A 14,626-nucleotide genomic window follows, 5' to 3' on the forward strand; every position below is an offset into this window, starting at 1 on the left:
CGGCGTCAGCCCGCCTTCGAGAGCCCCCGCCCCGCCTGTCCGGCGGCGAGCAGCCCTTCGGCCTTGGCGAAGATGGCGTCGGCGTCGAGCCCGGCCTGGGCGAGCTGGTGGGCCTGAGTCTCCTGGTCGATGTAGAGGTCCGGCAGCACCATGGCGCGCACCTTCAGGCCGCCACGATCCAGCATCCCTTCATCCGTGAGGAGCTGGAGCACATGGCTGCCGAAGCCACCCACGGAGCCCTCCTCCACCGTGACGAGGGCGCGATGCCCGGCCGCCAGCTTCAGCAGCAGATCACGATCCAGCGGCTTGGCGAAGCGCGCGTCGGCCACGCTCACCTTGAAGCCCTTGGCCTCCAGGCGCTCGGCGGCCTTCAGGCAATCGGCGAGGCGGGTGCCAAGAGACACGAGCGCGACGTCGCCCTCCCCGGTGCCCGAAACCAGCCGCCCCTTGCCGATGGGCAGCACCTGCCCACGGTCCGGCCGCTCCACGCCCACGCCTTCGCCGCGCGGGAAGCGGATGGCGAGCGGCCCCTCGCCGTAGGCCACGGCGGTGGCCATCATGTGGGTCAGCTCAGCCTCGTCGGCAGGCGCCATCAGCACCATGCCGGGCAGGCAGGCGAGGAAGGCGATGTCGAACGCGCCGGCATGGGTGGCGCCGTCCGCCCCCACGAGGCCGGCGCGATCGAGGATGAAGCGCACCGGCAGCCCCTGCAGGGCCACATCGTGCACCACCTGATCGTAGCCGCGCTGGAGGAAGGTGGAATAGATGGCGCAGAAGGGCTTGAAGCCCTCCGCCGCGAGCCCGGCGGCGAACGTCACCGCATGCTGTTCGGCGATGCCCACATCGAAGGTGCGCGCGGGGTGGACCTGCCCGAACAGGTCGAGCCCGGTGCCCGACGGCATGGCGGCGGTGACGGCCACCACCTTCTCGTCCCGCCCCGCCTCGGCGATCAGGCTCTCGGCGAACACGCGGGTATAGGAGGGGGCGTTGGACTTCGCCTTCTGCTGGGTGCCGGTGAGCACGTCGAACTTGACCACGCCGTGGTACTTGTCGGCGCTCGCCTCGGCGGGGGCGTAGCCCTTACCCTTCTGGGTCACCACATGCACCAGGATCGGCCCGCTCTTGGCGTCGCGGACGTTCTTCAGCACCGGGAGCAAATGGTCGAGATTGTGCCCATCGATGGGCCCCACATAATAGAAGCCCAGCTCCTCGAACAGCGTGCCCCCGGTCCAGAAGCCGCGGGCGAACTCCTCCGCCCGCTGCGCGCCGCGCTCCACGAACTTCGGGAGCCGGCCGGCGAGCTGCTTGCCGATCTCGCGCAGCGACAGGTAGGTCTGCCCCGAGATGAGCCGCGCCAGATAGGCCGACATGGCGCCCGTGGGCGGGGCGATGGACATGTCGTTGTCGTTGAGGATGACGATGAGGCGCGAATCCATGGCGCCAGCGTTGTTCATGGCCTCATAGGCCATGCCGGCGGACATGGCGCCGTCGCCGATGACGCAGACCACGTTGCGGTCCACGCCCGAGAGATCCCGTGCCACCGCCATGCCGAGCCCGGCGGAGATGGAGGTGGAGGAATGCGCCGCGCCGAACGGATCGTAGACGCTCTCCGAGCGCTTGGTGAAGCCCGAGAGGCCGCCGCCCTGGCGCAGGGTGCGGATGCGGTCGCGCCGTCCGGTAAGGATCTTGTGGGGATAACACTGGTGCCCCACGTCCCAGATGAGCCGATCGTGGGGGGTGTTGAAAACGTGGTGCAGCGCCACGGTCAACTCGACCACGCCGAGGCCCGCGCCCAGGTGCCCGCCGGTGACGGATACCGCATCGATGGTTTCCGCGCGCAGTTCGGCGGCGAGCTGGGCCAGCTTTTCCTGGGGCAGGCGCCGCACGTCGGCGGCATCCTTGATGGTATCGAGCAGCGGGGTCTTCAAAGGCGTCACGGAACCACTCCGCGCCGGACCTGCCGGCGACAAGCGAGGCTTACACAGGGAAATGATACGGCGCAACGCACCGCTTTAACCATTAGACCTGTGACGTGCGCATCTTCTCGCGCCCCGTTGGGGCGGCTTCAAGGCGCGGGAAACTCCGCCCCGCGCCAGCCGCCGCGCTCAGGCGCCCGGCATGAGCTTCGCGAAGCGACGCTGGAGCCGCCAGAGGATGCCGGTGGGCAGATGCGCTCCCGGCTTCATGTAGCCGGTGAGATGCTGCCAGGGGGCAACGAAGTCCGAGTCGGCGGCAAGATCCGACGCCTTGAGGCGGCGACCGTCCGCGATGCGGCGCTCGAGCTGGATGGCGACCGTGGGCCGCACGTGGCCGAGCCGCACCGAACGCTCCACCAGCTCCGGCGAAATGGCGCCGTCGTCCACCGCCCGGAACAGCGCCTCGAACCAGAGGTAGCCGAGCGGGTTCTGGTGCGACACCCATGGCTGGTGGGTCATGTCGGTGTAGTGGATGAGGCTGGTGACGCCGGGCTCGTAATATTCGAGGTCGTTCCAGACATGGGGAATGACGCGCTCGGGCGGGCGGTTGCTCACCACCATCTGCTCCATCAGCGCCTTATAGGTCATCTCCTCGCGGTCGAGCCGGTCGACGATGTCGCCGATCTCCCACTTCAGCCGGCCGCAGTTGAGCAGAAGCACGGAATTCTGCTGCAGGCGGCTGGAACCCGGGCGCAGCTTCACGGTGCGCAGGTCGAAATCGTCGTCGTCCGTCGTCCAGAAGCTGCGGATGTCCTTGAACACCTGCATGTCGGAATCGACATAGACCCCCAGCCCCTCGTAGCCGCAGAGCTGGGGGATGAGGAAGCGCTGGAAGGAGAAGGGCGTCTTGCCCCGGTTCTTCGGGTCCCGCGCCTGCGGGATCGGGATATCGGCATCCGCCAGCGACACCACGTCCACCGCCATGGAGGCATGACGCTGGATGGAATCAGCCAGCACCGCGACGGCAAGCTCCTGTTCCGGCTCCGCGCCCACGAACACCTTCACCGGGGACTGGATGCCGAGAGGATGCAGGCGCGCCTTGGTGCGGTAGAGGATCTGCGCGAACTTCTCGAACTGGATGTCGAAGCTCTGCTGCGCGTTGGTGAGCTTGGTGCTCTCTTCCAGGTCCTTGAAATTGCTTGAATACGCCGTACCGCCATCGACACCTATGGTGTAGATGTCCTTCACGCCCGAAAGAGCGAGCAGGCCGAGAGCGGCCTCGGCGCTGAAATAGGACAGCGGAACCACATGCCCGTCGCCACGGCGCTGCGCGGCCGGCGCGGTTTCGGCGTCATAGGTGAGAAGGCGGCCCTCCTTGTCCAGCTTGGACAGAACCGGAACTTCCTTGACGTAATCGGCGAGCGTCTTCTCGCGCGGGCGAAAGTCGGTGTGCGGCACCCAGGGCATCACCAGAAAGCGCGCGTTGGCGTCGATCACCTCCGCACATGAGACGACGACGTCGATGTCCACCGCGTGGGTCAGCGTCACCGGGCGGTCGCGCACCACATGGTTCAGGGTGAAAAGATGATAATTGTCCGGGCCATAGGCCTCGATGCAGTCGTAGGTCCGGCCTTTGCCGACGATGAGCCACGGCTTGGCTGCACGCTCGTCGAAACGCTCGAACCACTGGAAGAAGTTCTGCACAACTTGATCCCTGCGAGCTACCCGGCGCTGCGTGCGCACCAGGCATGCGGACCGGACACACGCGCATCGGCGACGGGGAGATCGAACATCCAGCCCCTACCGCCGGCGACACACGCCGAACCACCACGAATCCCGAGCGACGCCGCCCACCTTCGACGGCACCGGGACCCTACCGTCGTACTCCGGCAAAATAGCCGATGGAAGATCAAATGCCAACGCGCCCGGCAGCCAGCCACCATTCTTATGAACAAATCTGGTGTGTCAAAATGTAAATAGGGATCCTTAATCGACCAGTAACGCTGCGGCAGGAAGGGTGTATGCCCCCAGGTGCAGTTCCATTTCCGCGACATCGAAGCCCAGGGCCGCGGTGACGCGGCGCCACCCGGAGAGATCCACTTTGTAGGGATTTTCCCGCAGAAGCTGGACCTTAAGGAAAGGAAGCCCCGCCTCCACCAGCGCATGCCAGCCGGTGAGCGTGGCATTGCCGGCAGCGGCAGCACCCGAAAGCACCTCGACTTCCGCCCCAGCTGCCTTGAGCGCCTCCTCCAGCGGCACCTCATAGGCGCGGATCACGGCATTCTTGTCCGCGAGCGCCCGCACGCCGGAGAAGAAGGCGCGCGTGCCTGCCAGCCCCAGCGCCTCGCGCTTGAGCACGAAGAAATAGCTCTGAAAATGGGGGGCGAAGAGATCGGAGGCCGTGGCCGCCACCACCGGCGCGCGCACGGCGGCGATGCGCGCTGCGAAGGCAGGGAAGCGCGCGGGCGTGTGGTAGACACTGTCGTTGGCGAACCACAGGGCCTCGCAGTCCCACAGCCGCGGCCACAGGCGCAGCACGCTTGCCCAGGCCGCGAAGTCGTAGCCGTGGTTCTCCCGCACCACCAGCGCGTCGGCGGTCTCGGGCCCCGGATCGAGGCAGCGCAGATCGGCCCGGTCGGTGGTGGCGATCAGCACCACCCGGCAACCGGCCGCACGCAGGCTGCGCGCGTAGGAAAGCACATGGGGCCAGAAGCGCCCGTCCGCCGTGTAGCTCACCAGCAGGCACACCGGCCCCTCACCCGCCGGCAGGGGGCGCACCACCGCGAGGCGCTGGGCCTCCACCGGCGTGTCCTCGCCCGGCCCCGCCACGGCCGTTTCAGAGCCGGCGTGAAGCAGCGAGAGGGCTTTTCGCAGATTGTGCGCCGGATCGCGCCCCAGCAGCAGCTTCCCCGCGGCGGTCACCAGGTGGCGCGCCACCCGCGGCCGGTCGATCGCCGTGTGCGCGGGCGGCTGCCCGGCGGCCTTTTCCTGCATCATGGTTTCCCACCTTGCCGCCGCGTCGGAGCGGACAACGGATCGAACAGGCCGCGCAGCTTGCCGGCCCGCACCGCCACCCGGTGGAAATCGAACAGCAGCCCCGCCAGAAGGCAACCGCCCGCGAGCTTCAGAGCCGTGAGGGAGAGCGGACGCCCGCGGGCATATTTCGCCCGCACGTAGCGTTCCGACTGCTGCTTGGCGCGATTGATGGCGAAGGTCTGCGCGAAGCTGGGTGTGGAAGAACGCCCCCCGGCGTGCACGGCCTTCGCCCCCGTCACCACCACGATGGGCATGCCGCGTGCCAGCGCGCGCAGGGAAAGGTCGTCATCCTCATGGTACAGGAAGATCCCCTCGTCGAAGCCGCCGAGATCGAGGAAGGCCGGCCGCGACACCATGAAGGCCGCGCCGTGGATGAAGCGCGTGCAATAGTCCCCGGCGATCTCCGCCGCCTTCAGGCGGGCCCCGCGCGGCACCTTCTCGAAGATCGTGCCCTCCTTGCGCATCAGCTTTCCTTCGTCACCGACGATAGCGGGCATGAGGATGGAGTGGTTCCCATAGGCGCGAGCGGCGGCGAGCAGCGTGTCCACCGCGCCGGGCGCGAGCACTGCATCGGGGTTGAGGAACATCACATAGGGCGTCGCCGCGCGCCGGGCACCCGCGTTGCAGGCGGTGCCGAAGCCGGCATTGCGCCCCATGGGAAGGAAATCCACAGGCCGCGGCAGGCTCTCGCGCCAGGGCGTGCCCTCGGGGCTGGCGTTGTCCACGATCACGACGTCGCAGTCGTCGGGCACGCTCCCCACCGCGCGGGCGATCACGGCGCCGCTGTTGTAGGTCACGAACACCACGGTGAGCCGCGGCGCGGCGAGGGCGGATGTGGCGGACACAGAACGGCTCGGCTCCCGCCGGCGCCGTCGCCCCACCGCGGAACGCGCCGGCCACGCCCTTCCTGCCCTTCCCCGGCGGCGAAGACAAGCCCTCGTGCCCGCCGGAGGCCGGTGGGCACGGCGCGTTTGCAGCTTAACAAAAGCTGAAAATCCTCTAGAAGGCGCGCCCATGCGGGACGGCTCCAGCGGACGCGTGATGCGTCGCCATGTCTTCTTCTCGGCGGGGTATCACCCCATGACCGTCGAGGACCATTTCCGGGTGTTCAAGCGCGAGCTTGAACGCTTCGGAGAGGTGTGGTCGGTCGAGACCCGCCTCCTCGACGCGTCGCCCCGCCCCACCCCCACAGGCGCGCTCTGGCGCATCGAAGCCGAAGGCCCCGGCTGGAAAACGCACACCACCTTCGAGGTGCTCGCCTGGGACGACCTCGCCCGCGCCGACATGGCGCGCTCGGGCTGGTCCCACATCAAAGGGCAGCTCAGGGCGGTCGCCGACATGGTGGCGAGCGGCACGCTGGCACGCTATTTCAAGGCCAGCCGGCGCTACGGCATATTCTTCATCCTCTCCTATCTGGCGCTGACGGTGCTGTGGAGCGCGGCGGGGCTCGCCGGCGCGGCGGCCGGACTCGCGCTCGTGCCCGTCATCGGCGCGCTCGGTGGCGGGATCGCGGGGGTGGCGCTCGCCCTGGCCTGCGGCCTCGTCCTGATGCGCTGGCCGGGGGAGCCCCTGCACCTCAGGCAATCCCTCGACCTCTCGGAATTTTCAGTGGATTTCGCCCGTGGCCGGCACCCGGAGGTGGACGCCAGGGTGGGCGCCTTCGCCCGGCGCATCGCCGAGGTGGCGGGGCCGGCGGCAGCGGAAGAACTGGACGAAGTGGTGGTGGCCGGCCACAGCCTCGGCGCCATGCACGCCATCTGCGCGCTGGCGGGGGCGGCCGAAGCCGACCCCGCCTTCGGCCAGGCGGTGCCGGTGCGCCTGCTCACGCTCGGCAGCACCACGGCGAAGTTCGCGCTGCATCCGGCGGGTGAGCGGCTGCGCGTGGCGGCTGCGCGCGTGGCGGCGACGCCCGCCATCGGCTGGCTGGAGATCCAGTCCCGCGACGATATCGTGAGCTTCTACAAGGTGAACCCCGTCACCCTCGGCCCGGCGGAAATCGTGGACGGAAAGCTGAAGCGCGGCGATTATGCCCTGCGCCCGCTGGTACGCCACGTCGCCATCCGCGACATGATCACCCCGGCGACCTACAATCGTTTCCGCTTCGACATGATGCGCCTGCACTGCCAGTGCTTCCTGGCGGGCGACAAGCGGGCGCAGCACGACTTCCACGCCTATGTGTGCGGCCCGGTGCCGTTCGATGCGCTGGCGGCGACCCCCGGCGGCCTCCTGCCGTTCCTCGACGAAGCCGGGCGGCTTGCCCCGCCCGCATCCGGCGCGGACGCGCAGGCCCCCTCCAACGACTGAGAGCGTGATGACCCTCCTCGCATTTTCCAAGATCGCCTGGGCGGTCGGCGTCGCGGCCTGGTATGTGCTGCGCCTGCCCTTCGAGATGAAGGCGCGGCGCATGAAGGTGACCAACGCCAGCCACCGCACCCTGCGCGACATGACGCTGCTCTCCATCTCCACCCTGGGCCTCGGCATCATCCCCGCCATCTATGCCGTGAGCGGCCAGCCACGCTTCGCCTCCTATCCCCTCACCTTCGCGCAGGTGGCGGCGGGCGTGATCGTGTTCATCTGCGCATTGTGGCTGTTCTGGCGTACCCACAGGGCCATCGGGAAGTATTGGTCCGTGACGCTGGAGATCAAGGAGAAGCACGAGCTGGTCACCACCGGGGTCTATGCCCGCGTACGGCATCCTATGTACTCGGCCTTTTTCATGTGGGCGCTGGCGCAGGCCCTGCTGCTGCCCAACTGGATCGCGGGGCCGGCGGGGCTCGTGGGCTTCGGCATCCTGTTCTTCTTCCGCGTGGGGCGGGAGGAGCAGATGATGCGCGAAGCCTTCGGCACCCAGTACGACGCCTATGTGCGCCGCACCAAGCGGATCATTCCCGGCATCTACTGAGAGCGAGCGGAACGAAAGGCGACACGCGGCAGATCACCGATTCGGTCATGCTGCGTTCACGTTTCATGCGGCCCGCGTCCCATCATGGCACAGCCAGCGCGCGCGCCCGGCACGAAGCCGGAACCGCGCGCGGAACGTGATTCGCGCCGGCTTCGTTCCGGGTTCGGCCCCGGCGCGCCGGGGTAATGTCCCATTGTGGGACACAGGCTTGGAACGGGAACAGGGGTGGAACACGGCGCAGGGAGCGATTCGGTCACGCCCCGTTCCCCCTTCCACCCGACCATGTGCCGAAACGGGACAGAGCGGCGCAAATAGCCGCCGCTCGTGGCGCGCGCCCTTTCACCTCAGACATTGGGCGGGAAACCCCGCCCTGCCCGGCGTCAGTTCTCGGGATCGAGCGGGAGCACGCCGGCGGGGCGGCCCTCGGCGTCGCGCGTGATGGTCTCCACCCGCGCTTCCGCCTGCTTGAGCAGCGCCTCGCAGCGCTTCTTCAGAGCCTCGCCGCGCTCGTAGATGGCGATGGACTCCTCAAGGGGCACATTGCCCTTCTCCAGGCTCGCGACGATTGCCTCCAGCTCCGCCAGAGCCTGCTCGAAGGACAGGGCGGCCACGTCCGCCGCCTTTGCCGCCTTTGCGCCCTTCGGCGCGCCGCCCGTTGCTGCCTCGGCCATGGCCGTCTCCTGCTGATTCCCGGCCGGGCACCATAGCGGAGAGGACCGGCGCGGTCGAAGCCGGGCGGCGGCCCACCGACGCCCGAGGGGTGGCCCAACGGCGCCCCCTTTGCTAGAAGCCCCGCATTCAGATGGAAAGTCGCCCCATGTCCGCCGCGGCCCCCGCGTCCCTTCCCGTGCACGACCCCCGCATCCTCGAAGAGGCCCTTGTCGCCCGCTTCGACGCCGCCGGCTATGCGCGCCTCGACCCGCCCATCCTGCAGCCGGCCGACGTGTTCCTGGACCTTTCCGGCGAGAGCATCCGCAGGCGCCTGTTCCTGACCACCGATGCGGACGGACGGGAGCTGTGCCTGAGGCCGGACCTCACCATTCCCGTCGCCCGCGCCGTGCTCCAGAACGCCATGGCGCTGCCGGCGGCTGTGAGCTACCTCGGCCCGGTGTTCCGCTTCCGCGGCGAGGGCTCGGGCGAGTTCCGCCAAGCGGGGGTCGAGAGCTTCGGGCGCACGGACATCGAGGCGGCGGACGCCGAGATCCTCGCCCTGGGGCTCGACGTGTGCACCCTTTACGGCGTGGAGCAGCCGGAAATCCGGCTGGGCGACGTGGGCCTGTTCGCCGCGCTGCTGGATGCGCTGCCGCTGGCACCCGCCTTCCGCCGGCGGCTACTAAAGGATTTCGGCCAGGGGCGGCTCGGCCCCGATCTCACCCGCCCGGCGGCCGAAAGTCCCGCCGCGGCCCATTCGGGCGTGCTCAACGCCCTCGCCGGCGCCGACCCCGAGGCGGCGCGCGCCCTCATCACCGACCTGCTTTCCATCGCCGGCATCTCCACCGTGGGCGGACGCACGGTTTCGGAAATCGCCGAGCGGTTTCTGGAACAGGCCTCGCTGGAGGCGGGCGGGCTCTCGCAGGAGACCGCGGCCATCCTCACCCGCTACCTCGCCGTCACCGGCCAGCCCGACGCCGCCTCGGCCGAGCTGCGCGCCCTCGCGCGCGAGGCGGGCATCGACATCGACGCCGCGCTCGACCTGTTCGACCGGCGCACCGGCTTCCTCACCGCGCACGACGTAAACCTTACGGACGTGCGCTTCTCCACCGCCTTCGGGCGGCCGCTCGATTATTACAGCGGCATGGTGTTCGAGCTCCACGACCCCGCGGGCCGCGCCAGCGGCGCGCTGGTGGCCGGGGGCCGCTACGACCGGCTGCTGCCGCGCCTGGGTGCGACAATAGAGGTGACCGGGGTAGGCCTTGCCGCCTGGGTGGATCGCCTCGCCAGCCTCGACGCCCTTTCCTCCAGCGGGGCCCAGTCATGACCGCGTCCAGCCCGCTCATCCTCGCCGTGCCCTCCAAGGGGCGCCTGCAGGAGAATGTCCACGCCTTCTTCGCCCGCGCCGGCATGCCCCTGACCCAGGCGCGCGGCGCCCGCGACTATCGCGGCGCCCTGGGCGGGGTGGACAATGTGGAGGTGGCCTATCTTTCCGCCTCGGAGATCGCCGCCGCGCTCGCCTCTGGCACCGCCCACCTCGGCGTCACCGGCGAGGATCTGGTGCGCGAGAACATCATGGAGGCGGATGCCCGCGTCGCGCTGCTGGAGAAGCTGGGCTTCGGCCACGCCAATGTGGTGGTGGCGGTGCCGCAGGCATGGATCGACGTGCGCACCATGGATGACCTCGACGATGTCGCCACCCATTTCCACAGCCGCACAGGCCGGCGCATCCGCGTCGCCACCAAATATGTGAACCTCACGCGCGGCTTCTTCGCCCGCTCCGGCATCGTGGATTACCGCATCGTCGAGAGCGCCGGCGCCACCGAGGGCACGCCCGCCTCCGGCAGCGCCGAGCTGATCGTGGACATCACCACCACCGGCACCACGCTCGCCGCCAACGGCCTGAAGGTGGTGGACGACGGCGTCATCCTGCGGTCCGAGGCCAATCTCGTGGCCTCCCTCACCGCCGCGTGGAGCCTTGAAGCGCGCGAGGCCGCCCGCGCCATGTTCGACCGGCTGGGCGCGGAAAAGCGCGCGCGCACCAAGCGCGAGGTGCGCACCCGCTTTTCCAGCTGCGACACCTCGCTGGTGGACGAGGCGGTGGCGCAGTTCCGCTGCATCGCGCCGTTCGGCGGGCCCACCTCCTCCGGCATGCTGACGCTGCACTGCCCGCCGGACACGCTGCACGGCCTCGCCACCTTCCTGCGCGCGCGCGGCGCCAGCATGGTGACGGTGGCGCCCATCGAATACGTGTTCGCCGCCGACAACCCGCTCTACGAGGCGCTGGAAGCGCGGCTCGGCGCCTGAGGCGCCCGCTCGCCGCCACGCCCCTGCCCCTCTTCCCGCACCGTGGCTGCACGGTGCGGCGCGACCGCTCGCGGCCTCGGCGCGCCCCACAATGTATATGGCGAAATACAGCTATACTTCGCAGCGCAAATGAACAGCGCTGCTATATCCAGATGAATACTACTATTTCATTAGACTTTATTTGAAGCGCGGCTCATATCTCGTCATCGGAGCTTCAACAGGCCGATGCCACGATGCATGTCGCCCCACGCCCCCTCTTCGCCTTCTCCGCCAGCGGCGCCATCGGCGCTTTGGGCGGGCTGATCGGGCTCGGCGGCGCCGAATTCCGCCTGCCGCTGCTCATCGGCGCATTCCGGCTCGATCCGCTCAACGCAGTGATCGTCAACAAGGCGGTGAGCCTCGTGGTGGTCGCCTCCGCCTTGCCGTTTCGCATGGGCACGGTGCCGGCGGCGGAACTGCTGGTGCAATGGAGCGTGGTGGCGAACCTGCTCGCCGGCAGCCTCATCGGCGCCTGGGTGGGGGCGGGCTTCGCCACGCACCTCGCCTCCCGCACCTTCTTCCGCCTCATCGCGGTGCTGCTGGCGCTCATCGCGCTGGTGCTGGTGACGCTGCACCACCCCGCCGCCGCGGCCCCGCTGCTGACGGGCACGCCGCAGATGGCGGCCGGGATCGCTGCGGGCTTCGCCATCGGCATTGTCGCCGCGCTGCTCGGCGTGGCCGGCGGCGAGTTGCTCATCCCCACCCTGGTGCTGCTGTTCGGGGTGGACATCAAGCTCGCGGGCAGCCTCTCCCTGGTGATCTCGCTGCCCACCATGCTGGTGGGCTTCGCGCGCTACAGCCGCCATGCGGCATTCGGCGTGCTGGCGGAGAACAAGGGCTTCCTGGCGCTCATGGCGCTCGGCTCCATCGTCGGCACCTTCGTGGGCAGCCGCCTGCTGGGGCTGGTGCCCGCCGCCATGCTGATGCCGCTGCTGGCGCTGGTGCTCGCGTGGTCGGCCGTGAAGCTCTGGCAGCACCGCTGAAGCCGGTCGGCGGCTTTCCTCCGCCACGATCGCGCACTACTCTGCCGCCCCGAAGCGCACCGTGGGTCGCGCCAGCGCGCCTTCCCTCACGCCCGCGGTGTCCACAGGAGCAAAGTTCCATGCGTGATGCCGAGCCGCAGCCCATCCGCCTTGCCGATTACCTCCCGCCCGAATGGCTGGTGGACAAGGTGGACCTCGATTTCGCGCTCCATCCCACCCAGACCCGCGTCACCGCCCGCCTCGCGCTGCGGCGCAACCCGAAGGGCACCGCCGGCGCCCCCGTGGTCCTCGAGGGCGACGGCCTCACCCTGGTGCGCCTCGCCGTCAACGGCCAGCCCCTGGCCGGCAGCAGCTTCGAGGCGGCGCCCGACCGGCTCACCCTCGCCCACCCGCCGGCCGACAGCTTCACGCTGGAGATCGAGACCCTGGTGGACCCCACCGCCAACACCCAGTTGATGGGGCTCTACCGCTCGTCCGGAAACTACGCCACCCAGTGCGAGCCGGAAGGCTTCCGCCGCATCACCTATTTCCCCGACCGGCCGGACGTGCTCGCCGTCTACACCACCCGCATCGAGGCCGAGCGGGAGGAGGCACCCATCCTGCTCTCCAACGGCAACCTCGTGGAGAGCGGCGCCATCGACGGCACCACGCGCCATTACGCCGTGTGGCAGGACCCCTGGCCGAAGCCCTCCTACCTGTTCGCGCTGGTGGGCGGAAAGCTCGCCAAGGTCAGCGACCGCTTCGTCACCGCCTCCGGCCGCGAGGTGGCGCTGGGCATCTATGTGGAGGAGGGCAAGGCGGAGCGTGCCGGCTACGCCATGGATGCGCTGAAGCGCTCCATGCGCTGGGACGAGACCGCCTTCGGCCGTGAATACGACCTCGACGTCTTCAACATCGTCGCCGTCTCCGACTTCAACATGGGTGCGATGGAGAACAAGGGGCTCAACGTCTTCAACGACAAATACGTCCTCGCAAGCCCGCAGACCGCCACCGACGCCGACTATTCCGGCATCGAGGGGGTGATCGCCCACGAATACTTCCACAACTGGACCGGCAACCGCATCACCTGCCGCGACTGGTTCCAGCTGTGCCTGAAGGAGGGCCTCACCGTCTTCCGCGACCAGGAGTTCTCCTCCGACCAGCGCTCGCGCCCCGTGAAGCGCATCGCCGACGTGCGGGCGCTGAAGGCGGCCCAGTTCACGGAGGACGCCGGCCCCCTCGCCCATCCGGTGCGGCCGCAGACCTACCGCGAGATCAACAATTTCTACACGGCGACCGTCTACGAGAAGGGCGCCGAGGTGGTGCGCATGCTGAAAACCCTGCTGGGCGAGGAAGGCTTCCGCGCCGGCATGGACCTCTACTTCCAGCGCCACGACGGCGAGGCCGCCACCATCGAGGATTTCGTGGCCTCCTTCGCGGATGCCACGGGGCGCGACCTCAGCCAGTTCTCGCTGTGGTACGAGCAGTCCGGCACGCCGGTGGTGACCGTGCAGGGCACCTATGACGCCGCCGCCCGCACCTACCGGCTCGACGTGTCGCAGTCCGTGCCACCCACGCCCGGCCAGCCCACCAAGCAGCCCATGGTGATCCCGCTGGTGATCGGCCTCGTGGGGCCGGACGGCACGGACCTGCCGCTCACCCTCGGCAACAAGGTGGTGGAGCGCGGCGTGCTGGAGCTGACCAAGGCTGAGCAGAGCTTCACCTTCACCGGCATCGATGCCCGGCCCGTGCCCTCGCTCAACCGCGGCTTCTCGGCCCCGGTGAACGTGGTGAGCGGCCTTTCGGCCGACGACCGGGTGTTCCTCGCAGCCCATGACGCGGACCCGTTCAACCGGTTCGATGCGCTGCAGGGCCTCGCCCTGGGCCTGCTGAAGGAGGGCGCGCGCAGCGGAAAGGCGGTAGCGCCGGAGGCCGTCATCGGCGCCGCGCGCAACCTGTTGGGGGATGGCACGCTGGACCCCGCCTTCAAGGCCCAGGCGCTCGCCCTGCCCGGCGAGGGGGAGGTGGCCCGCGAGCTTGCGACCGATGTGGACCCCGACGCGGTCTACGCCGCGCGCAAGGAGCTGAAGATCGCGGTGGGCACCGCCCTCGCCAGCCCGCTCGCGGAAACCTACGGCGCGCTCGCCGCCACGGGCCCGTTCACGCCCGACGCCGCTTCCGCCGGACGCCGGGCGCTGCGCAATCTCGCGCTCGACTATCTGGCCGTCACCGCCTCCGCCGAAGGCATCGCCCGTGCGGCCGCGCAGTTCGAGGGCGCCGACAACATGACGGACCGCCTCTCCGCCCTGGCGGTGCTGGCGCAGCATGACGTGCCGGAGCGCGAGCAGGCGCTGGCGCGCTTCTACGAGCGCTTCAAGGACGATGCCCTCGTCATCGACAAGTGGTTCATCCTCCAGGCGCAGATCGCGGCGCCGGACACGCTGGAGCGGGTGAAGGGGCTGATGGGGCACCCCGCCTTCTCCCTCGGCAATCCGAACCGGGTGCGCTCGCTGATCGGCGCCTTTGCCGCCGGCAACCCGACCCAGTTCAACCGTCCGGATGGCGCGGGCCACGCCTTCGTGGCCGATGCGGTGCTGACCCTCGATCCCAAGAACCCGCAGGTGGCCTCGCGCCTCCTGTCGTCGTTCAAGACCTGGCGGCAGCTCGAGCCCGTGCGCCGCGCCAGCGCCGAGGCCGCCCTGCGCCGCGTCGCGGAAACGCCCGGCCTGTCGGCGGACGTTTCCGACATCGCCACCCGCGCCCTGGGTTGAAACGCGCGGCCGGCCCCTTCCCGGCCGGCCGCCGCATCCATT

11 protein-coding genes are annotated in these 14,626 nt (G+C 69.3%); 6 read left to right on the forward strand and 5 right to left on the reverse strand.

Annotated features, from left to right (window positions below; genetic code table 11):
- Positions 1-5 precede the first annotated feature (5 nt).
- The 4 genes from dxs to V5F75_RS17670 all read right to left on the reverse strand — a co-directional run bounded on the left by dxs (position 6) and on the right by V5F75_RS17670 (position 5,797).
- Entirely contained in the window at positions 6-1,937 is a 1,932-nt protein-coding gene (gene dxs, locus V5F75_RS17655) for a 1-deoxy-D-xylulose-5-phosphate synthase (RefSeq protein ID WP_394036616.1), read from the reverse strand.
- A 168-nt stretch (positions 1,938-2,105) separates the two neighbouring features.
- Positions 2,106-3,620: a hypothetical protein gene (locus V5F75_RS17660; protein WP_394036618.1), complete on the reverse strand. Its 1,515-nt coding sequence runs from the start codon at positions 3,618-3,620 to the stop codon at positions 2,106-2,108.
- 282 nt (positions 3,621-3,902) lie between these two features.
- Positions 3,903-4,913, reverse strand: a complete 1,011-nt coding sequence (locus tag V5F75_RS17665) for a hypothetical protein (RefSeq protein WP_394036620.1) — start codon at positions 4,911-4,913, stop codon at positions 3,903-3,905.
- The gene (locus V5F75_RS17670) at positions 4,910-5,797 is read right to left on the reverse strand and encodes a glycosyltransferase family 2 protein (protein WP_394036622.1); all 888 of its coding nucleotides are present in this window, start codon (positions 5,795-5,797) and stop codon (positions 4,910-4,912) included. The genes V5F75_RS17665 and V5F75_RS17670 overlap by 4 nt, the downstream gene beginning before the upstream one ends.
- A 235-nt stretch (positions 5,798-6,032) precedes the next feature.
- Here V5F75_RS17670 and V5F75_RS17675 point away from each other — a divergent pair, with 235 nt between their 5' ends.
- Together V5F75_RS17675 and V5F75_RS17680 are read left to right on the forward strand one after the other, a co-directional pair.
- Positions 6,033-7,256 (forward strand): hypothetical protein, encoded by a 1,224-nt coding sequence (locus V5F75_RS17675; protein WP_509212104.1) that lies wholly within the window; start codon positions 6,033-6,035, stop codon positions 7,254-7,256.
- Between the two features lie 7 nt (positions 7,257-7,263).
- A complete protein-coding gene (locus V5F75_RS17680) occupies positions 7,264-7,854 on the forward strand; it encodes a protein-S-isoprenylcysteine O-methyltransferase (protein ID WP_394036626.1) in 591 nt (196 codons plus the stop codon).
- Between the two features lie 380 nt (positions 7,855-8,234).
- On the opposite strand, the gene V5F75_RS17685 is transcribed toward V5F75_RS17680, so the two are convergent.
- Complete coding sequence (locus V5F75_RS17685) at positions 8,235-8,525, reverse strand: exodeoxyribonuclease VII small subunit (protein ID WP_394036628.1); 291 nt, start codon at positions 8,523-8,525, stop codon at positions 8,235-8,237.
- A 146-nt stretch (positions 8,526-8,671) separates the two neighbouring features.
- On the opposite strand from V5F75_RS17685, the gene V5F75_RS17690 reads away from it, so the two are divergent.
- The 4 genes from V5F75_RS17690 to pepN all read left to right on the forward strand — a co-directional run bounded on the left by V5F75_RS17690 (position 8,672) and on the right by pepN (position 14,584).
- Complete coding sequence (locus tag V5F75_RS17690; protein ID WP_394036630.1) at positions 8,672-9,832, forward strand: ATP phosphoribosyltransferase regulatory subunit; 1,161 nt, start codon at positions 8,672-8,674, stop codon at positions 9,830-9,832.
- On the forward strand, positions 9,829-10,812 hold the full coding sequence (gene hisG, locus V5F75_RS17695) for an ATP phosphoribosyltransferase (RefSeq protein WP_394036632.1): 984 nt from the start codon (positions 9,829-9,831) through the stop codon (positions 10,810-10,812). Before V5F75_RS17690 ends, hisG begins: the two co-directional genes overlap by 4 nt.
- A gap of 233 nt (positions 10,813-11,045) precedes the next feature.
- Complete coding sequence (locus tag V5F75_RS17700; RefSeq protein WP_394036634.1) at positions 11,046-11,834, forward strand: sulfite exporter TauE/SafE family protein; 789 nt, start codon at positions 11,046-11,048, stop codon at positions 11,832-11,834.
- 119 nt (positions 11,835-11,953) lie between these two features.
- Positions 11,954-14,584 (forward strand): aminopeptidase N, encoded by a 2,631-nt coding sequence (pepN, locus tag V5F75_RS17705; RefSeq protein WP_394036636.1) that lies wholly within the window; start codon positions 11,954-11,956, stop codon positions 14,582-14,584.
- Positions 14,585-14,626: the final 42 nt, after the last annotated feature.

It is taken from the genome of Xanthobacter albus (genome assembly GCF_043194895.2).
Taxonomy (GTDB): domain Bacteria; phylum Pseudomonadota; class Alphaproteobacteria; order Rhizobiales; family Xanthobacteraceae; genus Xanthobacter.

Coding starts and splice junctions, on each gene's coding strand:
- V5F75_RS17665 (WP_394036620.1), bottom strand. CDS start 4,913: ATGATGCAGGAAAAGGCCGCCGGGCAGCCGCCCGCGCACACGGCGATC.
- V5F75_RS17675 (WP_509212104.1), top strand. CDS start 6,033: ATGACCGTCGAGGACCATTTCCGGGTGTTCAAGCGCGAGCTTGAACGC.
- V5F75_RS17680 (WP_394036626.1), top strand. CDS start 7,264: ATGACCCTCCTCGCATTTTCCAAGATCGCCTGGGCGGTCGGCGTCGCG.
- V5F75_RS17685 (WP_394036628.1), bottom strand. CDS start 8,525: ATGGCCGAGGCAGCAACGGGCGGCGCGCCGAAGGGCGCAAAGGCGGCA.
- V5F75_RS17690 (WP_394036630.1), top strand. CDS start 8,672: ATGTCCGCCGCGGCCCCCGCGTCCCTTCCCGTGCACGACCCCCGCATC.
- hisG (WP_394036632.1), top strand. CDS start 9,829: ATGACCGCGTCCAGCCCGCTCATCCTCGCCGTGCCCTCCAAGGGGCGC.
- V5F75_RS17700 (WP_394036634.1), top strand. CDS start 11,046: ATGCATGTCGCCCCACGCCCCCTCTTCGCCTTCTCCGCCAGCGGCGCC.
- pepN (WP_394036636.1), top strand. CDS start 11,954: ATGCGTGATGCCGAGCCGCAGCCCATCCGCCTTGCCGATTACCTCCCG.